Source organism: Paracoccus sp. (in: a-proteobacteria), assembly GCF_030604785.1.
Lineage (GTDB): Bacteria > Pseudomonadota > Alphaproteobacteria > Rhodobacterales > Rhodobacteraceae > Paracoccus.
Map to the genome: position 1 here is coordinate 1 of NZ_JAUVVF010000046.1, position 21,557 is coordinate 21,557.

The 21,557-nt window shown below is 66.6% G+C and carries 20 protein-coding genes; 13 read left to right on the top strand and 7 right to left on the bottom strand.

Annotation, left to right across the window (positions count from 1 at the left end):
- From QAR72_RS13490 to QAR72_RS13535, 10 genes are all read left to right on the top strand, one after another.
- Window positions 1–1,115 (top strand): mannitol dehydrogenase family protein (locus QAR72_RS13490; protein WP_304617901.1); only part of this gene is annotated, 1,115 nt, incomplete at its 5' end.
- A gap of 327 nt (window positions 1,116–1,442) precedes the next feature.
- A complete protein-coding gene (locus QAR72_RS13495; RefSeq protein WP_304617902.1) occupies window positions 1,443–2,831 on the top strand; it encodes a DUF6212 domain-containing protein in 1,389 nt (462 codons plus the stop codon).
- A complete protein-coding gene (locus QAR72_RS13500) occupies window positions 2,828–5,452 on the top strand; it encodes a glycosyltransferase (RefSeq protein ID WP_304617903.1) in 2,625 nt (874 codons plus the stop codon). Before QAR72_RS13495 ends, QAR72_RS13500 begins: the two co-directional genes overlap by 4 nt.
- Window positions 5,453–5,465: 13 nt before the next feature.
- Window positions 5,466–6,020, top strand: a complete 555-nt coding sequence (locus QAR72_RS13505; protein WP_304617904.1) for a hypothetical protein — start codon at window positions 5,466–5,468, stop codon at window positions 6,018–6,020.
- A 33-nt stretch (window positions 6,021–6,053) separates the two neighbouring features.
- Complete coding sequence (locus tag QAR72_RS13510) at window positions 6,054–7,619, top strand: hypothetical protein (RefSeq protein ID WP_304617905.1); 1,566 nt, start codon at window positions 6,054–6,056, stop codon at window positions 7,617–7,619.
- Entirely contained in the window at window positions 7,616–8,830 is a 1,215-nt protein-coding gene (locus QAR72_RS13515) for a glycosyltransferase (protein WP_304617906.1), read from the top strand. The genes QAR72_RS13510 and QAR72_RS13515 overlap by 4 nt, the downstream gene beginning before the upstream one ends.
- A gap of 12 nt (window positions 8,831–8,842) precedes the next feature.
- The gene (locus tag QAR72_RS13520) at window positions 8,843–9,646 is read left to right on the top strand and encodes a sulfotransferase family 2 domain-containing protein (RefSeq protein WP_304617907.1); all 804 of its coding nucleotides are present in this window, start codon (window positions 8,843–8,845) and stop codon (window positions 9,644–9,646) included.
- Window positions 9,647–9,708: 62 nt separating this feature from the next.
- A complete protein-coding gene (locus QAR72_RS13525) occupies window positions 9,709–10,494 on the top strand; it encodes a sulfotransferase family 2 domain-containing protein (RefSeq protein ID WP_304617908.1) in 786 nt (261 codons plus the stop codon).
- A 138-nt stretch (window positions 10,495–10,632) separates the two neighbouring features.
- The gene (locus tag QAR72_RS13530) at window positions 10,633–10,884 is read left to right on the top strand and encodes a hypothetical protein (protein WP_304617909.1); all 252 of its coding nucleotides are present in this window, start codon (window positions 10,633–10,635) and stop codon (window positions 10,882–10,884) included.
- A 100-nt stretch (window positions 10,885–10,984) separates the two neighbouring features.
- A complete protein-coding gene (locus QAR72_RS13535) occupies window positions 10,985–12,109 on the top strand; it encodes a hypothetical protein (RefSeq protein ID WP_304617910.1) in 1,125 nt (374 codons plus the stop codon).
- Window positions 12,110–12,137: 28 nt separating this feature from the next.
- Here QAR72_RS13535 and QAR72_RS13540 read toward each other — a convergent pair whose 3' ends face one another.
- Entirely contained in the window at window positions 12,138–12,638 is a 501-nt protein-coding gene (locus QAR72_RS13540; RefSeq protein ID WP_304617911.1) for a MarR family winged helix-turn-helix transcriptional regulator, read from the bottom strand.
- Window positions 12,639–12,747: 109 nt separating this feature from the next.
- Here QAR72_RS13540 and QAR72_RS13545 point away from each other — a divergent pair, with 109 nt between their 5' ends.
- Window positions 12,748–13,482, top strand: coding sequence for a sulfotransferase (locus QAR72_RS13545; RefSeq protein ID WP_304617912.1), 735 nt, complete (start codon window positions 12,748–12,750; stop codon window positions 13,480–13,482).
- Window positions 13,483–13,493: 11 nt separating this feature from the next.
- On the opposite strand, the gene QAR72_RS13550 is transcribed toward QAR72_RS13545, so the two are convergent.
- The 4 genes from QAR72_RS13550 to QAR72_RS13565 form a co-directional block, all read right to left on the bottom strand.
- On the bottom strand, window positions 13,494–13,628 hold the full coding sequence (locus QAR72_RS13550; protein WP_304617913.1) for a hypothetical protein: 135 nt from the start codon (window positions 13,626–13,628) through the stop codon (window positions 13,494–13,496).
- Between the two features lie 48 nt (window positions 13,629–13,676).
- Entirely contained in the window at window positions 13,677–14,030 is a 354-nt protein-coding gene (locus tag QAR72_RS13555) for a hypothetical protein (protein WP_304617914.1), read from the bottom strand.
- A gap of 91 nt (window positions 14,031–14,121) precedes the next feature.
- Entirely contained in the window at window positions 14,122–15,609 is a 1,488-nt protein-coding gene (locus QAR72_RS13560; RefSeq protein WP_304617915.1) for a phospholipase D-like domain-containing protein, read from the bottom strand.
- A gap of 226 nt (window positions 15,610–15,835) precedes the next feature.
- Entirely contained in the window at window positions 15,836–16,306 is a 471-nt protein-coding gene (locus QAR72_RS13565; RefSeq protein WP_304617916.1) for a molybdopterin-dependent oxidoreductase, read from the bottom strand.
- Between the two features lie 231 nt (window positions 16,307–16,537).
- Between QAR72_RS13565 and QAR72_RS13570 the strand changes: the two genes are divergently transcribed.
- Window positions 16,538–17,146 (top strand): response regulator transcription factor, encoded by a 609-nt coding sequence (locus tag QAR72_RS13570; protein WP_304617917.1) that lies wholly within the window; start codon window positions 16,538–16,540, stop codon window positions 17,144–17,146.
- A gap of 10 nt (window positions 17,147–17,156) precedes the next feature.
- Here the strand turns inward: QAR72_RS13570 and QAR72_RS13575 are convergent, their stop codons facing one another.
- On the bottom strand, window positions 17,157–19,811 hold the full coding sequence (locus QAR72_RS13575; RefSeq protein WP_304617918.1) for a hybrid sensor histidine kinase/response regulator: 2,655 nt from the start codon (window positions 19,809–19,811) through the stop codon (window positions 17,157–17,159).
- Between the two features lie 223 nt (window positions 19,812–20,034).
- Between QAR72_RS13575 and QAR72_RS13580 the strand changes: the two genes are divergently transcribed.
- Window positions 20,035–20,157: a hypothetical protein gene (locus QAR72_RS13580; RefSeq protein ID WP_304617919.1), complete on the top strand. Its 123-nt coding sequence runs from the start codon at window positions 20,035–20,037 to the stop codon at window positions 20,155–20,157.
- A gap of 208 nt (window positions 20,158–20,365) precedes the next feature.
- On the opposite strand, the gene QAR72_RS13585 is transcribed toward QAR72_RS13580, so the two are convergent.
- Window positions 20,366–21,557: chemotaxis protein CheW (locus tag QAR72_RS13585; protein ID WP_304617920.1), on the bottom strand; the 1,192-nt coding region annotated here is incomplete at its 5' end.

The following is a 21,557-nucleotide window of genomic DNA, read 5'->3' on the forward strand; positions in this document are numbered from 1 at the left end:
ACCCGCGAATCCGCATCGTCTCGCTGACCATCACCGAGGGCGGCTATTTCGTCGATGCACTGACCGACGGCTTCGACGCCGCGCATCCCGAGATCCGCCATGACGCGGCCCATCCCGATGCGCCGCGCACGGTCTTTGGCATGATGCTGGCGGCGATCCGCGCGCGCAGGGCGGGGGGGCTTGCGCCCTTCACGGTGCTATCGTGCGACAACCTGCCCGAGAACGGTCATGTCGCGGCCTGCACCCTGACCGGCCTTGCCCGGCTCTCCGATCCGGCGCTGGCCGACTGGATCGAGACGCATATGGCCTTTCCGAACTCGATGGTCGATTGCATCACCCCCGCGACCAGCGACCGCGAGAGGGCCTTGGTGCGTGACACCTTCGGGATCGAGGATGCCGCACCCGTCGTCTGCGAGCCGTTCCGGCAATGGGTTCTGGAGGACCGCTTTCCCCAAGGCCGCCCCGCGCTGGAAAAGGTGGGCGTCGAATTCGTCGAGGATGTGGCGCGGCACGAGCTGATGAAGCTGCGCATCCTCAATGGCGGCCATGCGGCGATCGCCTATGCCTCTGCGCTGCTGGGGCATCACTTCGTGCATGACGCGATGGCCGACGCCGATATCCGCGACTGGCTGGTCGCGCTGGAGACGCGCGAGATCATCCCGACCCTCGCCCCCATTCCCGGCGTGGATTACGGCGCCTATCTCGAGCTGATCGTCAGCCGGTTCTCGAATCCCCGGATCGGCGACACGATCCGGCGCCTGTGCCTGGACGGGTCGAACCGGCAGCCCAAGTTCATCCTGCCGACGCTGCGCGACCGGCTGGCAGCGGGCCTGCCGGTCGACGGTCTGGCGCTGGAGGTCGCGCTGTGGTGCCGCTATTGCGAGGGCATGACCGAGGAAGGCCAGCCCATCGCGCCGAATGACGACGCCCACGAGACGCTGCGCCACCACGCAATCGCCGCGCAGGACGATCCGGCCGCCTTCCTGGCCAATGTCGCGGTCTTCGGTGATCTTGGCGCCGATGCGACGCTGCGCGCCGCCTTTGCCGCGCAGCTCGACCGGTTGCGGCAGGACGGCGTGCGCGCCGCGCTGGCCCGCTATCGCGGCGGCCGCTGAAGCGCGATTCGTTCCGATTCTGCCCGGCTTTCACTCACTGACGGGTGTTTGCCGGGCATCCTCCATCACCTGTGGTGCCCTTGGCGCAACGGCCCCGACTGACCCCTTGGGAATCGGTCGGGGCCGTGATCTTTGTGTCATGTAAAAACTATACCGTTCACTCTTGTAACAGCTGAAAATAAACTGAACTGAGCAGTGTTGTTTTGGTTGACGGAGCATTGGCACAGACATAAGGCTTGGGCCGGGTGCGCCCCGGCGAAAGTGTCGTCAGGCCCCCGCCCTGTCCGGTTCCGGGACAGGCTTGTTGATTGGAAAGGTCGGTCTGTGATGGGTGCCGAAGGTCAGAATTACGCGCTGTTCGTCGATCCCGATATTCCTGCCGATTGCCGCAATCTTCTGCCCGATGGCATGGTCATTCTGGCCGACGCCGAGGGCGGCGAGGAACCCGCGCCCGCGCCGGGCCGGTCCTGTCTGGCGGCTCTGGTCTCGCCCATGAACGCGCCCGGCTGGCGCCTACGGCTGCGCGAACGGGGCCTTGCCGATCTGCCGGTGATCGAGGTCGATCCCGCCTCGCCGGAACGTGCCAGCCAGAACCTGTTCGGTCTGCTCAGCCAGCGGATGCTGGCAGCCGAGCGTGAGCTGGGCGAGATGCGCGCCGCCTCGGCGATGCTGCGCCGCGAGGGGCAGTCCGACAAGACACGCTTCCGCGCCATCGAGAGCTTTCTCTATGCCCTGGGCGAGCCGCAGATCGCGCGCATCCTGTCCTGGGAACCGACCGGCGTGATCGGCCACATGACGCGCGACACCGTGCTGCTTCAGCGCCTGCCCATCGACGCGGTCAGCATCACGGCGGTCGATCTGTGGCTGCCCGACCTGCCGCGCAACCGCGATCTGGGCCTTACCGTCGCCGTGATCGACGCCAATGGCGAGACGCTGGAGATGACCGAGGCCTATGGCGGCCAGGAGACGCGGTCGGGCTGGGTGCGCTATCTGCTGGATGCGCCCCTGCCGGGCGATCCGCGCAATTGCTCGCTGATGCTGCGCTATACGGGGGCGGCGCGTCTGGCGGTGGGGATGGGTCCGCGTGTGCCCGATCCGCGCTTTGCCGCCAAGGGCGACGGCTTCGACAACGACATGGTGCTGGCGCTGCGCGTCTGGAAGGCGGTCGCGGGCGCCTCGCTGCCGGACGAGCCGCTGGTCCTGCATTCGCCCTTGGGCGACGGCCGCCATGCGCGGTTCCTGTCGGCGGGCGAATTGCCCGAGCCGGAACTGTTCGCCAAGCCCGCCTCGGCCACCGATTACGTCACCGCCGATTACTGGGAGAACGAGGATGCGATCATGGTCCATCCCTCGCGCAGCGGCCCGGTCTGCGCGGTTCTGCGCGACGTGGCGCTGCCCAGGCTGAGCCACATCACCGCCGTCGTGACGGTGGGCCATCCCCAGGCGCCGAACCTGAACCTTGCCGTGGGCGTGGCCCCGGCCGGGCTCGTCGGGCGCGACGGCTTCTGGCAGGGCCGCATCGGTCCCTGGGTCCACGGCCTGCCCGCGCTTGGCTGGGCACAGGCGCATTGCGTCCCGTCCGAGCCGATCCGCGACCGCGCCGACATTTTCCTGGCCGCCTCGCTGGCCCATGACGGGCCGAACGACCTCAGCTGGGCGCTGTTCCGGGGCCTGCGGGTCGTCACCGGCGCCCCCTTGGACGAGGCCGAGGAATGACCCCCGCCCGCGCCTGGCATGTGACGGTCATCATCCCCGTCAAGGGGCATCCGGTGCTGATCGACGATGCCATCGCCTCGGTCGAACGCGAACTGGAGGCCGGGGTGATCCGCCGCCTGATCGTGGTCGAGGACGGCTGCGCGCATGACGAGACGCGCCGCGCGCTGGCCTCGTGGCAGGCGCTGCTGGGCGTCTCGATGATGGTGCTGCATACCGAGAATGGCGGTCTCAGCCGGGCGCGCAACCGGGGGATCGCGGCGGCGCTGGAGCTGGACCCCGATCTTGACGCGATCTTCCTGCTGGATGCCGACAACATGCTGGCCGAGGGGGCGGGCGCGCGGATGGGCCATCTGCTGTCGGGCTGGAAAGAGGCCGACTGGTTCTATCCCGAATTCGATTTCTTCGGCCAGAACGGCCAATACATCACCGAGCCCAAATTCGACCTGCTTCTGGCCGCCGAGGCCAATCCTTGCGATGCCGGCAGCCTGATCCGGCGCCGGGTTCTGGATGCGGGCGTGCGCTTCGACGAAGAAATGCGGCAGGGCTACGAGGATTGGGATTTCTGGCTTCAGGCCGCCCGTCTGGGCTTTCAGGGCCGTTCGGCGCGCCAGCCGCTGCTGCATTACCGCAAGCGCCCCGTCAGCATGCTCAGCCGGTCCCATGCGCAGGATGACGAACTGCGCCGCTATCTGCACCGCAAGCATGACTGGCTCTACCGCCTGCCCAAGCTGGTCGCGCTGGAGGCCGAGCGGTTCCCCCGCTTCGCCCTGATCGAGGGCGAGGCGCGCAAGGTGACGCTGTGCGTGGATCCGCTGGAGCCCAGGGGCAGCGACTGGCGCGCGCTGGAGCGCATGATCATGGCGCATCTGGCCGATCCCCATGCCAACCATGCGCCTGTCTATCTGGTGTTCCTGCGCGAGGGCGTGGCCGAGCATCTGACCAGCATGCGCCTGATCCACGCGATGCTGTGGACCTGTGAGCGCCGCGTCGAGCGATCGGGCCGCGACATGGAGCTGTTCTTTCTGGACCATAGCGATGACGGCAGCCTGTCGCTGGTCACCGATGGCGGCAATCCCGAACGCCCGGCCGATGCGATCTGCCTGTCCATCTCGGCGCTGGAGCGGATGGTGCGCGACCCCGATGAGGATTGGCTGCGCCGTCTCGACAGCCTGCCCCTGCCTTGCGAAACGGAAAGCTGGTCGATCCGCTGCCCGCATTGGTTGCCCGAAAGCGGCGGCAGCACCAGCGCCGCCGAGATCATGCGCGCGGCCCTTCTGTCGCTGGCACGCAGCCCGTGGCGCGGGGCGCTGACGCAGGAATGGAACTGGCGCGCCCCCGGCGGCGCGATCCGGCGCGAGCGCGTCGTCCAGATCCCGCGCGGCGCGGTCGAGGGCGGCATCGCCATGCCGCTGCTGAAGCATGACGATGTGCGTGACATCGGCATCGTGTTGCCGATCTTCAGCTTCGGCGGCGTCGAGAAGGTCGCCGCCAACATCGCCCGCGAATTGCGCGCCGAGGGCTACCGGCTGCACCTGTTCGTCATCAGCGACCGCCCGGTCCATGCCGAGCCGTGGGCGCTGGAGCCCTTCTCGACCGTGAACTGGCTGCCCGATGCCGATGCGCTGGACTGGAGCGGCGAGGAATATCTCGGCACGGCCGAGCCTGCCTGGGGCGAGGGGATGCAGGCGCCCGACCTGATGGGGCTGCTGGCCTCGATGGATGCGGTGATCAACGCCCATTCGGCGGCCCTGCACAAGGTGGCCGACGGGCTGCGGCGGCGCGGCGTCCTGATGATCGACCACGAGCATCTGGTCGAACAGAGCACCTATGGCCGCGGCTACGGCCCCCCGCATCTGGCCCTTGCCTATGAGCAGGCCTATGACCTGTTCCTGACCTGCTCCGAGACGCTGCGGCTGTGGATGCACGGCAACGGCATCCCGGCCGAGAAGCTGATCGCCGTGCCCAATGCGCCGGGCTATCCGATGAGCCCCGCCGAGCAGCGCTGCATCACCGGCTTCCGCGGCAATCCGCATGGCCGCCGGGCGCCCCTGCGGGTGCTGTTCCTGGGGCGGTTCGACCGGCAAAAGGGCATCCGCAGGCTTTGCACGATCTACAACGTGCTGGCCGAAAGGCTGCCGCAGATCGACCTGACCATCGCAGGGCGTGCCGTGGTCGAGGATCAGGGCCAGCAGCTGAGCTGGCCGCCGCAGGTCCGCTTTCTCGGCCCGGTGCTCGGCCCCGAGGCGCTGACGCGGCTCTTGACGCAGACCGACATCCTGGTCCTGCCGTCCTATTTCGAGGGGCTGCCGCTGTCGGTTCTCGAGGCGCAGCGTTGCGGCGTCGTCGTGCTGGCCGCCGAGGCTGGCGCCCTGCACGAGGCGATCGACGAGGGCCGGACGGGCTTCATCGTTCCCCAGGACGAATGCGAACGCCACATCATCGACCGCATCCTGGCCTTGGACCGCGACCGCGATCTGCTGGCCGAGATCAGCGCCCGGACGGCCGGCCACAGCCGCACCTGGCGCGACGCGACCGCGACCCTGCGCGGCTGGCTGCAGGAACGTCTGCCCCTTTCCCCTCCGGTTGCCGCCCGGCAGCCTCGTTCCCTCCACCTGACCTGAACGGATTGACCAGATGCCGACCATTTACGATTGCGCCGTTCGCAGCTTTGAAGCTGCCGCTGCCGTGCTGATGAGCCTTCAGCAGCAGCGCACCAATCTTGTTGCCGAGGCAGGGCGCTGTCTCGACGGCAAACCCAAGATGCTGCTGGACGAGGGCTACAACGCCCTGGCCCCCAAGGTCGGCATCTGCATCCCCGGCGATGCGCGCGCCGAATTCGCGCAGGCCGAGGACGGGCTGGGCCTGGAATTCCGCAATTCGGGCATGACCTGGATGACGATCGAGGGCCAGCTGCCCCAGACCGACGACGAGCAGACCTGCTATCTGGATGCCCGCGCGTCCTTTCCCGCCCCCGCCATCGCCGATGTCTTCCTGCGCGAGTTCAAGGCCGATGGCAGCATCGCCGACAGCCTGCATCAGGAATGGGTGCTGGGCGCGCACCGGGAATCGCTGTGCAGCCTGGTCCTGCCGCCAAGCGCCAAGGGTGTGACCGGCCGCCGCGTCATCATCCACCTGCGCCAGCCGCCGCTGCGCTTTTCCTTCGAGAGTCTCGCGCTGACGGTGGTCTGAGACCGCCGCGCCCCTTCGTGAACGGACGACCTTGTGGACCTGAAACTGCATCTCGATTTCTGTTTTTCCGTCGCCGCCGACAGGGTCCTGGCCGCGGGCTGGTCGCCCCGGCCCCAGCCCGATATCGTGCTGCATGCGGGCCATGCCTCGGTGCAGCCGGTGCTGTTGCGGCGCTTTCCGCGCCGCGACCTGCGGTCGCTGTCGCCGATGGGCTTTCTGGCTCTGTTCGACCTGTCGCAGGAGCCCGGCGCCAACGATCCCTCCGAGGATCTGTTTCTGGGGATGGGCAAGGAATACGTGCCCATCACCGACGACCGGCTGGCCTCGGACATCGCCAAGATGGTCGAGATCGGCGTGGACGAGACCTTCTTCTCGTATGTCCGCATGGTCGCGCGGGGCGAGATCCCCGCGCCCGGCCAGCCGATCGCGCGCAAGGTGGTGAACCGCATCATGGCCGCGCCCCGGCTGGAACGCGAAAGCGCCGATCACGCGCTGAGCATCGACCGCGGCCTGATCGGGCCCGACGGGCAGGGCGTCGCGACCGGCTGGTTCCTCGGCGCGTCCCGGCAGGCTGAGAGGCTCAGCGCGCTGGTCATCTGCGACGGGCGGATCGCGCCGGTCGATCTGATGCAGGCCTGCCTGCCGCGCCCCGATCTGGCGGGCTTCGCGCCGCGCTACGCCTTTGGCGGGCGCGATGGCTGGGCCGCGTCCTTCCGTCTGCCGCAGACACCCAAGGCGCAGCCGCGCCTGCTGCTGATGCCGCCGGGCCATCTGGACCATTCCGGCCATCTGCACCCCTTGGACCTGGCCCAGCCCGCCGAGATCGCGCGCGTGATCCTGGAAACGGGGCAGGGGCTCGAGGATCAGGCCCTGGCGCGCCGTCTGCATCGCAACGCGCTGCCCGCCGAGGCTCCGGCACTGCCGGTGGTCGCGGCCGAGGTCGATCCGGAGGCGCCGGTCCTCTTGGTGCTGGATCACGATCTGAACGACATCGACCTGCGCGACGTTCTGCGCCGCGTCACCGCCGTGCTTGACCGGCCTCTGGCCGTCCACCTGCTGCGGCCCGCCCTGACCGAGGCGCTGGATCAGGCGCTGCGCGGCGCCGCGCGCGAGGCCGCATCGCCCCTGACGCTTGCGGGTTGCGCGCTGACCCCGCCCGCGCCCGACGGGCATGAGGGGCTGGCGATCTTCGCGCGGTCCTCGGTCCTCTTCCATCTGGACCCCGAGGCGTTGCTGGCGCCCGCCGACCGGACGCTGCTGATCGCCACGCTGGACCCGATGGCGGCGCTGCCCGGTGGCGGGGACGAGGCCGCCCTGCGCCGACGCTTCGCCGCCGACCGCCCGCCCTTTGCCTGCTGCGGCAGCGCCGCCGCGCTGCTCGCGCCCTTTGCCCTGCCCTCCGCCTATCTCACCCCCGAGGCGGGCTGGCGCGCGCTGGCGCTGAAGGCACTGGCGCAGGACGAGGCCCGCATTGTCGCCGCCCCCGCCCAAGGCTTCCTTGCTGGCAATCGCGGCCCCTTCTGCCAGAGCCTGATCGAGGGCATGGGCTGGCACGAATTCGACGGCCGTTCGGCCCTTCTGCTGACCGAGGCCGCATGACCCGCATCGTGATCGTATCCCATTCACACCCGGCCCTGCGCTATGGCGGTGGCGAGGTCGCGGCCTATCGCCAGTTCCAGCACCTGCTGTCGCAGGACGAGGATGCCTGGTTCGTCGGCTCGACCATCGGCCCTGAGGACGCCGCGCGCTTCTTCGGTCCCGGCCAGCGCGTCCTCGGCTTTTCCGAGCGCGATTTCTGCATGCGCGGCATGGGCATGGACAGCTTCTCGATGGAGCATCCGCGCATCGAGGACGAGGACTGGGTCCTGGACTTCCTCGCTTCGCTGCAGGGCGACGTGTATCACTTCCATCATTTCTGGAACATCGGCGCAGGCACGATCCGGCGCCTGCGCGGCCTGCGCCCCGAGGCGCAGATGATCTGCACCCTGCACGAGATGACCGCGATCTGCGCCAATCACGGCCAGATGCTCAAGACCTCGGGCGAATTGTGCCATGCGGCTTCCGATGTCGCCTGCGCGGCCTGCCTGAACCGCCCGCCGGTCGATTTCGCGCTGCGCCGCGCCCGCATGGCCGAGTTGCTGGACCTGTTCGACGTGCTGCTCTCGCCCAGCCGCTTCCTGGCCGACCGGTTCGAGGCCTGGGGCGTGCCGGCCGGGCGCATCTCGGTTATCGAGAACGGGCTGGACCATCTGGACACGCTGCCCGTACGGACGCCCGAAAGCCTGCTGCAGCGCAGCCGCCGCTTCGCCTTCTTCGGGCAGGCGACGCCGACCAAGGGGCTGAACATCCTGGTCCGCGCGGCCGAACTGATCGAGGCCGCCCCGCCTGCCACGCCGATCACGCTGGAAGTCTACGGTGTGACCGCCGAGGGCTTTGCGGCGCTGTGGCCGGGTCTGAAGCCCCCCGAATGGATGCAGTTCCGCGGCCGCTATCGGCCGCAGGATTGCGTCTCGATCATGCAGCGCTTCGGCTGGATCATCATCCCCTCGATCTGGTGGGAGAACTCGCCCGTCGTCATCCAGGAGGCGCGGGCGGCCGGCACGCCGATGATCGCATCGGATATCGGGGGCATGGCGGAAAAGACCCATGGTTGGGGCGTGCAATTCCCGGTCGGCGACCCTGCCGCCCTGGCCGCCGCGATCCTGTCGGTCCACGACCGCCCCGAGATCCTTGCCGAACACATCGCCCGCATCGAACCGCCGCTGGACATGGCGGGGTTTCACGATGCGTGGACCAAGATCAGAGCCTGAAGGAGCGGTTCCATGTCATTTTCCGACCTCGAAACCATGTCGCTGAACGATTTCATCGATCGCAACAAGGGTGATGACGGAACGCTCTGGTTCTTCCAGCACATCCCGAAAACCGCAGGCTCGTCCTTTTCGGCGGAGCTGGCCAAGCATAGCGGTCCCTATTTCAACATCTTCATCGATTACGAGGATCGCGACACCCCTTACGGCGACGCCTTCGCCGCCGCGACCGCGCGCTTTCTGTCCAGCGCCGAGACGCGGCGCTTCCGGTCCGCCTCGGGGCATCTGTCCATCGATCTGGTCGAGCGCATCCGCGAAGCCCACCCCGAGACGCGCGTCGTCACCTTCCTGCGCGAGCCCCAGGCGCGGGTGATCTCGGATTACCGCTATCAGCGAACGCCCGCCCATCCGCCCTATCGCGACTTCATCGAGCGTTATCCGACCGTCGAAAGCTATGTCGAGGCGCCGCGCAACCAGAACAGCATGGCGCGCTATCTGCTGGGCGACGCGGCATCCGAGATGAGCGACGACGAGATCCGCGACCGCGTGGGACAGCGCCATGACTTTATCGGGCTTCTGGAAATGTATCCGATGTCTTTCAACATCATCTTCCGGCTGATCGGGGTCGACGGCCTGTGGCCGCAGGAGCACAAGCGCAAGACCGTGGCGAGCGAGGTGAACAAGGTCGAGGTGACACCCGCCCTGTCCGAGATGATCCGCCACCACAACCAAAAGGACTTCGTGCTCTACGAGCATGTCCGCGAGGTTCTGCTGTCCCATCGAGACGATTTCCGCACGACCCAGGCCGCGGCCGTGTAACGGCCTGTCAGCCGGACTTGACGACCACCGCGCCCCGCCGCGCAACCGGACCGGAGAGAGACATGAAGTTCGACAAGCTGAGGCCGCCAAGCTGGCAGCGTTATCTGGCCCATCACAGCGCCCATGACGGCCTGTGGATCTTCCAGCACGTTCCCAAGACAGCGGGAAGCTCGATCACGGCGGCGCTGTCGGCGCATGCCGCGCCCTATACCAACATCGCCGCCGACCGCGCCGCGGACCAGCCGCTTCGGGCTCAATACCGCGATATGGCGGCCAACGCGCCGCTGGAGCGGAACGGCGTTCCGCTACGCTCCGTCTCGGGGCATCTGTGGAAGTCGGATGTCGATCTGCTGCTGTCGCGCAGCCCGAATGCGCGGCTGTTCACCTTCGTCCGAGAGCCCGTGCGCCGCGTGATCTCGGATTTCCGCTATTCGCGCACCCCCGCCCATGCGCATTGGGAAAAGCAGCTCGCCGATTTCCCGGATCTGGACGCCTATATCGAGGGCAGTCCGGCCGTGCGCAACAAGACGGTCTTCTTCCTGGCCGGGGTGCGGGATGGCGATCCCGCCGAGATCGTTCCATGGATCCTGTCGCGCTTCGACTATATCGGCCTGCTCGAGGAGATGGCGTTGTCGCACGCGATCCTGTCGCACTTGTTGCGGATGCCCGAGGCCGAGGCAGAGCATCGCCGCACCACCGAAGAGGTAGCAGCGAATGCCGAGCGCCCGACCGAGGCGCAGCTTGATCGGATCCGCGCGATGAACCGCCTGGACGAGGCCTTGTTCAACGCCGTCTCCCTGACGCACCGCCGCCTGCGCGCGCGGTCCCTGCCGGAAATGGCGGCGTGAACGTTGTGGCGGCGGCCTCCGGCCCTCTGATTGCTATTGATTGTTGAAATATAATGGTAGATAGTAAAGCAACGCTACTTAAATGCCGTTGCGCCCGAGTAGTGTCATTCGTCTCTAACAGTTGAAGGAGTGACTGTAATGACTGAAGAAGAGACCACTGTCGCCGCCGAGAATCGCGAGCCCGCCCGCGCGCTTGCTCGCGCGATCTGGGCTGTAACGAAGCGTCCTGCCAAAGCTGTGGAAGGCGCCGAGGAAGCAGATGCTACTGAAGAGCCTTCTGGTGAAGAGGCCAATGCTGCTTGGCAGGCCGACAAAACCGATATGATGCGTACCGCGCGTAAGGTGCTGCGCCGTCTGGAAGCGAAAGGATTCACAGTCGTCCAGAAGTAGGGGACAATGTAATTGTTGCCGTTCAGTGCAATGAGACGTGTCTGGGCCTAGCGGCGGATAGAGCCTTTTTCAAGGTTAGTCGCTCGGCAAACTTCAAAAAGTGCTGCTGCGCAAGAAGCGGCGAAATTCTCGTTTCTTGCGCAGCGTTGCTGATATCGGGCGGCTGGTGACAGGGGTTAACGCAATGAGCCAATGTATTCTCCATGTGGGTATGCGCAAAACCGGGTCATCATCTATCCAGGCGACACTGGAAAAGCACTTGGACCCGGAAAAGTACGCCTTGATGCTCGCACCGCGGGCCAACGTAAGCGATGCTTTGCGGATCGCCTTCGAGGATCCCGAAAAATCCGCCATGAGGAAGATGGCAATCCCCAGTCGCGACACGGTCGATCACTTTCGCAAAAGAAAGCAGTCGGCGCTTAATCACTTTAAGAGTTTTTTCGCCGATAACGCGGATCGTTCGGTGATTGTATCTGCCGAAGGTTTCGAGAACCTTGACCTCTCTGAGGTTCGAGACCTACTGAGCCTCGTTCCGCATGACGATATAACAATAATCTGCTACATCCGTGCACCTCACAGCGCTATGGAAAGCCTTCTGCAGCAGCGGATCAAGACGGGCGGCACATCGTTCTCTGACGCCTCCAGCCTCATCCCGCACTATCGGCGCATTCTTAAAAAGTATCAGGAATTGCCTGCCAAGTTTCAGCCTGTCTATTTCGATAGGGCTAGTTTAATTAACGGCTGCGCTGTTCAGGACTTTTTTCACCGCGTCGGGCTGGATGTGGCGCCGACTGATGTTCAAAACACGAATGAGAGCATTACCTACGAGGCTCTTTCATTGATCTTCGCAATGAACCGCTGGCGTGTAGCAAACAATCGTCGCCCGGCAGAGTGGCGAAAAGTCAGAAAATGGATTCGTGGTTTCGGCGGGCGGAAGCTATCGATTCATCCCGACCTCTATCAATCGGCGTCTGCGCTACGACAGGAAGACATTCTCTGGGCGGAAAAGCTGCTGGGGGTAGAGTTCCCATCCCGCCAAGCCCGAGAACAGGACATGACCTCGCTCAATGAGTTGACCGAAGTCTGCGACGAGGCGGTAGCTTGGCTGCGGGATAAAGTTGGCGGTGATTTTGCCGATTTGGGTCACGCTGCCAGTGAAAGCTTTGAGCGGTTTCTGGCGCTTGACAACAAAAGGCGTCGGAGTGAAAGCCGGCAAATCGCTTGAACGATCGGTATGTTGATAATGGGGCGTTCTAGCGGCCTACGGAATCGTGGACTTCCCTGTTCAACCCGTTCGCGATGAACGCCAGCACGTTGCGCAGCGGTCTCAGGGCCGCGCCCGGTGCGCGCTCGTTCAGGCCCAAGGCAATTGAGGCGAGGCTTTCGTCCATGCGAACCAGCATCGCTTCAGCCTTGGGCGACAAGGTGATCGTCACCGCGCGGCGATCCTCTTCGGAACTGAAGAACACATAGTCCAGCCGCCCCAGCTTCTTGGCGGTCTGAAAGACCAGCTGTCGTGACACCCGCAGCCTTGCCGCCGCCTGAAACGGTCGCATCGGCCCCTCGCTTCGCAGCAGGCTGAGCAGGTTCCAATGCGTGAAGGCAAGATCGGGATCGATCGCCTTCAGCGCGGCTGCGAACATCTCGGACACGGTTGCCGCCGCACGAACCATGTCGGCGATATCCTCGGCCGTCTTCTCGGTGGGCTGTCGTCCCTGTCCGGGAGGGGTGGCGGGGATCGGTTCGGCTTTCATCGTCTCGCTTTCGGGATATCCTCGTGTTGTAGCAGGTTGTCGCGACGGGACAACCTACGGCTTGACGCCCTTCGGGGCAAACCCTCTGCCATGAACCGAAGGAGGCCCGATGATCCAGAACAGCCCTGAACCCGGCGATCTGCCTGAGGCCCATGTCTTCATCGTCACCTATGGCCGCTCGGGATCGACCCTGACGCAGAGCCTTCTGAACACGTTGCCCGGCTATCAGATCCGGGGCGAGAACGGCAATCTGGCCTGGTATCTGGCACGGGCCTGCGACCTGGTGGGCCATCACGAGATGTTCGCGCTGCGCCGGCGGGATGCCGCCCTGCCGCCCGAGCGGCGCAGCGATTATCTGGCGCCCCTCGTGGGTCAGCCACACGACCCCTGGGCGGGGGCCGAACTCGTCGATCCCGATGCGCTGCGCCGCGGTCTGATGGACGTCTTCTCGCGCGAGGTGCTGCGACCGGGGCCCGGCTGCCGCGTCAGCGGCTTCAAGGAGATCCGCTTTCACGAGGACCCGGATTTCTTCGCCACCTATCTGGACGTGCTGCGCGACAGCTTTCCCCGCACGCGGTTCCTGTTCCAGACACGCGATCGGGACGCGGTGGCGCGGTCGGGCTGGTGGGCGCAGCAGCCGCGACACGAGGTCATCGCGCAGCTGCGCGGAGCCGAGGATCTGTTCGCCGACTACGCGGCCGCCCATCCCGCGGAATGCTTCACGATCCGATACGAGCGCTATTCCGAGGGCGCGGACTACGTCGCCGAGATCCTCGATTTTCTGGGCGAAAGGATGGAGCGCGATGCGATCGAGGCCGCGCTGGCGCGCAGCCTCTCGCATTAGCGTGCTATAGCCTAGAACAGCCAGGCCGCACCGCCGATCAGGGCGGTCATGATCGCGGTCAGCAGCAGCCAGTGCATCAGCGTCTGGAACGCGCCGCCATCGGGCGTGGTCCGGGCCGCCGTCTCGGGGCCGGTCTTGTCGGTCATCGTCTTGTCCTTGATGTCTGCAACGAAAGGATTGCCCTGTCGGGCGTCTCAGATCCTGTCGGCATCCATCGGGGGCGCGCGGGCGCCATGGCCTTCTACCCGCGCGGCAGCGCGAAGCGGGGGTCCTGTCCGCGCGAGGCGCGCGGCTCGGCTCTGCGCATCCCGCCGCGGATCGGCCCGGAATGCGGCCAGCGTGGCGGGATCGCCCTCATGCCCCGGCTGCGGGGCCAAGCGGTCGGGCAGGGCCGAGGCGACCAGCAACACCCGGTCGGTCAGCAGGTCGTGATCCGGTCCCGCCAGCCTGTCAGGCAGCCTTTCGCCCGGCGCCGAGAGCGCCAGCAGCACCGCCAGCGCAAGGCAGGCGCGGCGCAGCAGGGTCAGGGGCGGGGTCGGGACATGCATGGAAATTCGCCAGAGGCCGGGACGGGTCCGGCCGCCGGTCAAGATAAGCCGTCGCAGCGGCCTTGCAAGCCCGGCCGCGCGGGCCGGCAGACTAATTTCGGCGCCACCTGCGCGGCCTCGGCCAGCGCCAGCCGCGAAAGAGGCTGCGCTTGCTCAGCGGCTCGAAGATGCGGTCGGCGCCGTTGGGGTCGAGGATCTCGTTCTCGGCCAGCCATTCCTCGAACCCGCTCATCTCGGGCAGCTCATAGGACACGAGGCTTCGGCCCCCGCCGGGGGGCCGCCGCGTCGCCTCGATCATCGGGATCAGCCCGCCATGGTCCTCGATCAGCTGCGGGATCCTTTCGACGGGCAGACCCAGATGCTCGGCCAGAAGCAGGTGGCGCAGGTCGGCGATGCGCTGCCGGTCCTCGGCCCGGTCCTCGCGATCCGCCGCCACCAGCACGTCGCATTCGCTGTCCAACCGCATCGAGCGGTTGTTGATGTTGGACGATCCAACCCGCAGCCACAGATCGTCCACGATCATCAGCTTGGCATGGACATAGATCTCGGACCCGGCCTCGGTCACGGGATGATAGATGCGGAACCGGCCTTGGCTGTCCAGCGCCCGCAGCGCCTCGACCAGCCGGGCGCGTGCCGTGTCCATCGCCAGAGGTTCCAGCCAGCCCTGCGCGCTGACCGGGTTGACCACCACGATCTCGGGCGGGTCGGGCCGCGTCAGGCGCTGCGCGATGGCCTGCGCGATCTTGCGCGAGGCGAAATACTGGCTTTCGGCGTAGATGAAATGACGGGCCCGGCCGATCAGGTCGATCGACAATTGCTCGATCTCGTGGATCGGCTCGACCGCCTTCATGGCGGGGCGCGTGCGGGCGATGGCCAGCGCCGCCCCCCGGAAGGTGGGGTCCAGCGTGTCGGGCCAGCAATCGCGGATGTCGGTGACGGGAGGAAGCTGCTCGCCCGTTGCGATGCGCCAGCGTTCGCGCGCCAGATCGCCAAGCGCGCGCGCGGCGGGGCCGTCAAAGGCCGTGGTCGCGTCATGCCAGGGCTTGACCGGGCGGCCCGCCGGGTCGGTGCGGCGGGGCTCTTCGTCGCGGTGCTCGGGCGTGTCCCACCGGCCCTCGGTCATGTCGATGCCGCCGCAGAAGGCGAGGCAATCGTCGATCACCACGATCTTCTGGTGGTGCGAACTGGCCAGCGGGTGATGCCCGTCAAGGCGCAGCGTGATGCGTGGATGCAGCTTCCAGCGCAGGATCGTCAGCAGGGTCGTGCCCCGGAACAGCGACTTGAAGGCGCCAGTATCCCATCGCAGCAGGCGGATATGCAGGTCGGGCCGGCTGCGCGCCAGCCAGAGGACGAAATCGCCCAGCCGGGCGGGGCCGCCATCACCCGCCGGGTCGCCCAGGGTTATGCGCGCGTCGAAATCCCAACCGATCAGCAGGATGCTGCGGCGGGCCTGCGCCATGGCCTGGCGGACGGCGGTGAAATAGGCATCGCCGTCCCGGATCACCGTGAAGCGTCCAGACCGTTCGATGCGCCAGCAATTCTGTCCCGGACGGGCCAGACGTTCGTCCGCGCCGTGCATGCTCCGAGATGCCCCCCTTGCGATACCCCCGTGACGCCCGGCCTTGGCCCGGCGCAGCATGTGAAACGTCGCAGCCCCGCGCCCCGTTCCGTCGGGACGCCCGCTGCCAAAACAGGACGCCGCGCCTTTGGGGGGGCGCGGCGCAGGAGATGTTGATCGGGGTCGGGCGCAGCTTCTGGGGCGGCCTTCGATGCCCTGATGTCGGATGGTTGGGACGAAGCAGCGATCAATCGGAGGGCTGAAGCCGATCAAGCTGCCAGATGCTGCGCGAGAAGTTCACCTCGCTGCGCCATTCGGGCGCCGCATCGAAGGGATAGACGATCCAGAAGGGACCCTTGTCGCGGACCGACATCGGCTCTCCGTCAAGGTGAAAGGCGATGATTGGATATTCCTCGGTGATCTCGGATACGGGAATGTCGATGGAATATTCGTTGATCGCCGTGGCGGTCACGCTGCCCTCGGTGATGCCCGCGTCATTCAGGACCGAGGCCAGTGGAACGCCGGTGAACTTCTGCACACCCTCGGTCCAGATCGTGGTTGTCGCCATCTCGACCGCGCCCAGTTCCTGCAGCGCCGGGATGTCGTATTCGCGCGTCTCGTCGCCAAGCGTGACGGTCAGCAGCGGCGAGGCAATGGCGCCGTTCGCGCAGAAAAACAGCGCGGTGGCCATGGCGAGAGGAGTCGAAAGTCGATACATGGATCACCCGGGCATGCGGAAACAGATTGTGCCGCAATGTCGCATGGCGATGAAATTCTTGCATCGGTTACTTGGTATGGTAACGTATACTTTCGTATAGACACCAATAACCTACGCTCGGCAGGTTATGGCATTTGTGAATAGTCGATGGTCTTTGAACTGCTCTTTAGCTGCAAACACGAATATGTTCGGAGCAGCCGGGTGTAACCGGCTTCTTCCAAAGGGGGCATGATGAGAATTCTGGTGGCCGACGATCATGACCTGATCCGGGAAACCCTGGTCATGTTTCTGAAGGCACAGGGCCTGTCGGACATTGCCGAAGTCGGGACCGTCGATCAGGCCGAAAGCGCCATCGCGCAGGCGCCCGACGCCTTTGATCTGGTTCTGCTGGATTACGACATGCCCGGCATGGACGGCCTGAACGGGCTGGCGCGCATCCGCAACGCGATGCAGGGGCGGCCGGTGGCGATCCTGTCGGGCACGGCCTCGCCCTCGGTCGCGCGGGACGCGATCGAGGCGGGCGCGCGGGGCTTCCTGCCCAAGACCATGGGCGCCAAGTCCCTGGCCGCCGCGATCCAGTTCATCGCGGGCGGCGACGTGTTCGTGCCCTACGGCTTTCTGGAACAGGCCGATGCCAAGCCGACCGGCGATCTGACCATGCGCGAGATGCAGGTGCTGCGCGGGTTGACCGAGGGCCGTTCGAACAAGGACATCGCGCGCGAGCTGGACCTGCAGGAGGTCACGATCAAGCTGCACGTCAAGACGTTGTGCCGCAAGCTGGGCGCGCGCAACCGGACGCAGGCCGCCATGATCGCGCGGGATCGCCGCCTCGTGAACTGAAGCAGACCGTTCAACCCACGCGGCACTGCTTTCCGTCGGCGACCTGCGGCTCGGGCCGGGTGCCGTTCAGGACGTGGCGTGCCAGCTCGATCATGTCCGACAGGGCCAGAGCATCGCGCGGGCCGGGGCGCGAGGCCTTGGCGGTGGTCTCGATCTCGGCCAGCCGGGCATGCAGATCGGTGAAGCCGATCACAGCCGCCGTTCCCGCCATGCGATGCGCCAGTGCCCCGAGTTCGGGATGGCGCTCGTGGTCCTCGACCAGGGCGCAGAGTTCGTTCAGGCCGGTGGCCAGTTCCGTCAGGGCACGGGCGGCCATGAGACCTGCGGCATCCTCGCCGATCGCCTCGGCCAGGTTGCGCCGGGCCTCTTCCAGCCGGGCCTTGCCCGGCTCCTGTGCCGGAGGGGTGGGCGTCGCTGGCATGCTGGGTGTCTCGACTTCGGGTTCCTTGGCGGATGGTGCCGGCAGGGCAGGGACGGTCGGCGCGCTCAGCGCCAGGACCGTGTCCAGCTGTTCGCGCAGACGCTCGATCGACAGGGGCTTGGTCAGCGTTGCATTCATGCCGGCATCGTCGAACCGCGCCAGATCCTCGGGCAAGGCATGGGCGGTCAGGGCGATGATGGGCGTGTCGCGGTTCGGCCCCGAACGCCTGATCTCTCGCGTGGCCTCGATCCCGTCCATGCGCGGCATGGAGATGTCCATCAGGATCATCAGATAGCGCTTCTGCGAGGCCATCACCACGCCTTCGCGACCGTCCTGCGCCTCGACCACGCTGTAGCCAGAACGGGTGAGCATGTCGCGGGCGATCATCCGGTTGATCGCATTGTCCTCGACCACCAGGATCTCGCCGCTGTTGCCTGCGGGATCGGCGCTGACGACGACATGGCTGCGTTGCCGGTCGGATGCGATCTGGTTCCCCCGCACCTCGGTCAGGGTCAGGCTGACCCGGAAGACCGAGCCTTGGCCGGGCGTGCTCTCGACCTTGATGCGCCCACCCATCAGCTTGACGAGGCGGCGCACGATGGGCAGGCCCAGCCCGGTCCCCTCGACCGCGCGGCTATAGGCGCTGTCCAGCGTCACGAATTCGTCGAAGATGCGGTCGATATCCTCGGGGGGAATGCCGATGCCGGTATCGATCACGCGGAACTCGACCGCGCCGGGGGCGGGCCCGCGCTCGACCTCCAGGGTCACGTCCCCTGCCTCGGTGAACTTGATCGCATTGCCGACCAGATTCATCAGGACCTGCGTCAGTCGCCCCTGATCGCCCATCAGCAGGGTGGACGACGGGCCGATCATCCTGACATTCAGGCGGTTCCCGCGCTGCCCGGCCTGCGCGCCGAGGGCGCTGACGACCGATTGGGCGACGTCTGCCGGATCGAAGGGTGCATTGGCCAGGCTGATCTGACCGGCCTCGCCGCGCGACACTTCCAGCACGTCGTTCACATGACCCAGCAGCATCCGGCCCGATTGCTCCATCACGTCCAGATAATGCTGCTGCATCTTGTTCAGCCGCGTCAGCTTCAGCAGCTCCAGCGTGCCCAGAACGCCGTTCAGCGGGGTGCGCATCTCGTGGCTCATGACGGCCAGCATCCGCGCCTTGGCGCGTTCCCCGGCCACGGCCCGGTCGCGGGCGCGGATCAGTTCCTGCTGTTCGGCCACGCGGTTCGAGATGTCGCGGATGAAGGCCACGATGACCGGCCCGCGCTGGCTCATGGCGCTTGAGATCGCGACCTCGACCGGAAAGACGCGCCCGCTGCTGTGGCGCGCCGTCGCCTCGATCGGGTCCAGCCGGATGGGATCGTTGGGCGCGGTCCGCAGGCGCCGCAGCAGCGACCGGCAGCGCGCGCGCTGATCCTCGGGGACCAGAAGGTCGATGAGATTCGCCCCGATGGCCACTTGCGAACTGTAGCCGTAGATGCGGCTGGCCGATCCGTTGAAATCGATGATCCGCCCGTTCGAGCCTGCCACCACGATGGCGTCGATGGATGTCCCGATGACGGCCTGCAGGCGGTTGCGGGCATTGGCGATGCGCTCTGCCTGAAGGCGCGAGGCATGAAACAGCACCGACATCGCCACCACCGCCGTCACCAGCGCGGCAAAGAGGATCAGCACGATCAACGCCAGATCGGTCAGCGCGCCCGACAGGCGCTCGCGCTGCGCGTCGGAACTGCGCGCCAGAAGCCGCACCCCGTCCATCGAGATGGTCCGCATCAACGGCCTGATCCGCGCGGTCGAGGCCTCCAGCGCGGGCAGGGCGGCGGCCAGCCGCTCGTTGTCGGCGTCGATGGTCAGGGCGGTGCGTGCCAGATAGGATTCGACCTCCTTGATGTGATCGTTCGTCACGCTGTCGTTGCGCAGATCCTCGCTGACGGTTCCCCGGCGAAAGGTGGCGATGCGCGAGAAGAAGATGTCAAAGCGCTGGCGCACGCTGTTGATGGCATTCTCGCGCTGGTCGGGAGGGGCATGTCTGGCCTCGGCCAGGGCCAGCTGGAAGGCCAGCAGCTCGACCTCGGCCTGGGCAAGGGACCATTGCGTGGCATCGCGATTCGCTGCGGCAAGCTGGTCGATCTTCCCGCGCGCATCGGCACTGTAGATCCAGATCGCCATGCCGACAGCGCCCATGGCGGCAAGAAAACCGCCCAGAAGAACGTAGAACTGAAATCGCATCGCCCAGACCACCCGAGGAGAGCGCCGTTGCACGCGCGCTTGTCCAGAGGATCACACACCCGTCGGAACGGGGCAATGATCGCATTAGGATGCTGTTCTAGTCGGAAGGATAGGGCATCGGTCGGCGGGGCGCCAAAGGGATGGGGTGCGCTATGCCTCTGCCGCCGGGCGCTGCGGCGTGACTTGGGCTAATGTGGGATAAATCTCATCAAGGAGCACTACCATGGTCCGCACCATCAAGATCTCCGACTACATCCACGTTCAGGGTCTCTACGAGGGGACCGACTCGCGCGGGCGTCTGCTGGTCCGCGTGGGCGAGCGTCTTTATGCGGGCCACCCGCTCTGATCAGGGGCTGGGTCTGGTGTGACCCGTCATCTGTCGGCCTCGTCCGGCAGTAGGAGGCGAACGCCTTCCGGAGGCAGCGGCTGGCCCGGCCGCTGCTTTTCCGTTTCTGCCGTCAGGGCAAGCCCGCTGACATCCGATCCGCCAAGCAAAAGGCCCGCATCCCAGGATGCGGGCCTTTGCCGTTCATGCCTGCCGGCGGCCAAGAGGGTCAGGCATGCGCCATCGCCGTCTCGGCCCCGCCCTGACGCAGGTTCAGCAGTGCGCGGGGCGACAGCACCATGCCGACATCGCCGCCCGCCAGAAGCGCCACGCCGGACACCTTGCGGACCCGCGACATCATCCCGCGCAGAGGCCGCAGCAGCACAAGCTGCTGACCGATCAGCTCGTCGACCGGGATGGCGACGCTGCCTTCCTCGTGGCTGAGGATGATATGCACCCGCGTCGTGCCCTCGCCCGCCGCCGCGCGCTCCTCGGAGGCCGGGTTCAGGCTGCGGATCGCCACGACCTCGTCCTGGCCAAGCCGCAGCCATCGGCTTCCGCCCGTGGCCGAGACCTCGACCAGGTTGGCCGGGTCCGGTTGCAGGATCGTCCGGATCGCCGCGACCGGCAGGACGTAGCGCGTTCCGCCTGCGCCGACCACCATGCCCTCCAGCACGATCAGGTTCATCGGCAGGCTGATATGATGGCGCAGCCCTCCGCCGGGCAGCGTGACGCACCGCAGCTGGCCGCCCGCGCGGGTCAGCTCGGTCTCGGCCTGGGCCAGACGCGCGGGCTCGGACCGCGTGCCGCCATCGTCCTCCAGCGTGACCAGCAGCAGGTCGTCGCCGCGCCGCACCGACAGGTGCATCCGCCGGGGGGCATCGTCCAGATCGCCCAGCCGGGCCTGCACCAGCGGGCGCAGCACGCGCTTCAGCGTGTCCAGAAGCGCCACGTCCAGCGACAGCCCGTCACCCGCCGTGGTCAGACGCGCCTCGCGGCCGCGCTGGCGGGATTCGGTGGCGACCATCGCGGCAAAGGGCCGAAGCAGCGTCTCGACCGGGCGCGAGCGAAGCTCTGCCGTGGTCTGCTGCAATTCGGTCATCTGCGACAGGACCTGCGTCTCGGCCTGGGCCAGATCGCGCAGGCGCGCCATCATCTGTTCCGCCGTGGCGCGCAGCGCGGCCAGCGCCTGACGCGGGTCGTCGTGATGCTGGCGCATGGTCTGCGCGATCATTTCGGGCAGGGGCGTCTCGGCCAGTTCGGCGATGATGCCGTGGATCATGGCCTGCCCTGCGGCGATCTCGCCGATGCGCTCCAGCGTTTCGGCCGACAGGTCCACCCCGGCATTCAGCTGTGCCCAACGGTCGGCCTGATCCTCGGTCTCGGGGGCGGCCTCGTCGGTCTGGGCGACGGTCAGATGA

What these genes read in the sequence shown, in the direction of transcription:
- QAR72_RS13495 (WP_304617902.1), top strand. Translation starts at nt 1,443, where the DNA reads ATGGGTGCCGAAGGTCAGAATTACGCGCTGTTCGTCGATCCCGATATT.
- QAR72_RS13500 (WP_304617903.1), top strand. Translation starts at nt 2,828, where the DNA reads ATGACCCCCGCCCGCGCCTGGCATGTGACGGTCATCATCCCCGTCAAG.
- QAR72_RS13505 (WP_304617904.1), top strand. Translation starts at nt 5,466, where the DNA reads ATGCCGACCATTTACGATTGCGCCGTTCGCAGCTTTGAAGCTGCCGCT.
- QAR72_RS13515 (WP_304617906.1), top strand. Translation starts at nt 7,616, where the DNA reads ATGACCCGCATCGTGATCGTATCCCATTCACACCCGGCCCTGCGCTAT.
- QAR72_RS13520 (WP_304617907.1), top strand. Translation starts at nt 8,843, where the DNA reads ATGTCATTTTCCGACCTCGAAACCATGTCGCTGAACGATTTCATCGAT.
- QAR72_RS13525 (WP_304617908.1), top strand. Translation starts at nt 9,709, where the DNA reads ATGAAGTTCGACAAGCTGAGGCCGCCAAGCTGGCAGCGTTATCTGGCC.
- QAR72_RS13530 (WP_304617909.1), top strand. Translation starts at nt 10,633, where the DNA reads ATGACTGAAGAAGAGACCACTGTCGCCGCCGAGAATCGCGAGCCCGCC.
- QAR72_RS13540 (WP_304617911.1), bottom strand. Translation starts at nt 12,638, where the DNA reads ATGAAAGCCGAACCGATCCCCGCCACCCCTCCCGGACAGGGACGACAG.
- QAR72_RS13545 (WP_304617912.1), top strand. Translation starts at nt 12,748, where the DNA reads ATGATCCAGAACAGCCCTGAACCCGGCGATCTGCCTGAGGCCCATGTC.
- QAR72_RS13550 (WP_304617913.1), bottom strand. Translation starts at nt 13,628, where the DNA reads ATGACCGACAAGACCGGCCCCGAGACGGCGGCCCGGACCACGCCCGAT.
- QAR72_RS13555 (WP_304617914.1), bottom strand. Translation starts at nt 14,030, where the DNA reads ATGCATGTCCCGACCCCGCCCCTGACCCTGCTGCGCCGCGCCTGCCTT.
- QAR72_RS13560 (WP_304617915.1), bottom strand. Translation starts at nt 15,609, where the DNA reads ATGCACGGCGCGGACGAACGTCTGGCCCGTCCGGGACAGAATTGCTGG.
- QAR72_RS13565 (WP_304617916.1), bottom strand. Translation starts at nt 16,306, where the DNA reads ATGTATCGACTTTCGACTCCTCTCGCCATGGCCACCGCGCTGTTTTTC.
- QAR72_RS13570 (WP_304617917.1), top strand. Translation starts at nt 16,538, where the DNA reads ATGAGAATTCTGGTGGCCGACGATCATGACCTGATCCGGGAAACCCTG.
- QAR72_RS13575 (WP_304617918.1), bottom strand. Translation starts at nt 19,811, where the DNA reads ATGCGATTTCAGTTCTACGTTCTTCTGGGCGGTTTTCTTGCCGCCATG.
- QAR72_RS13580 (WP_304617919.1), top strand. Translation starts at nt 20,035, where the DNA reads ATGGTCCGCACCATCAAGATCTCCGACTACATCCACGTTCAGGGTCTC.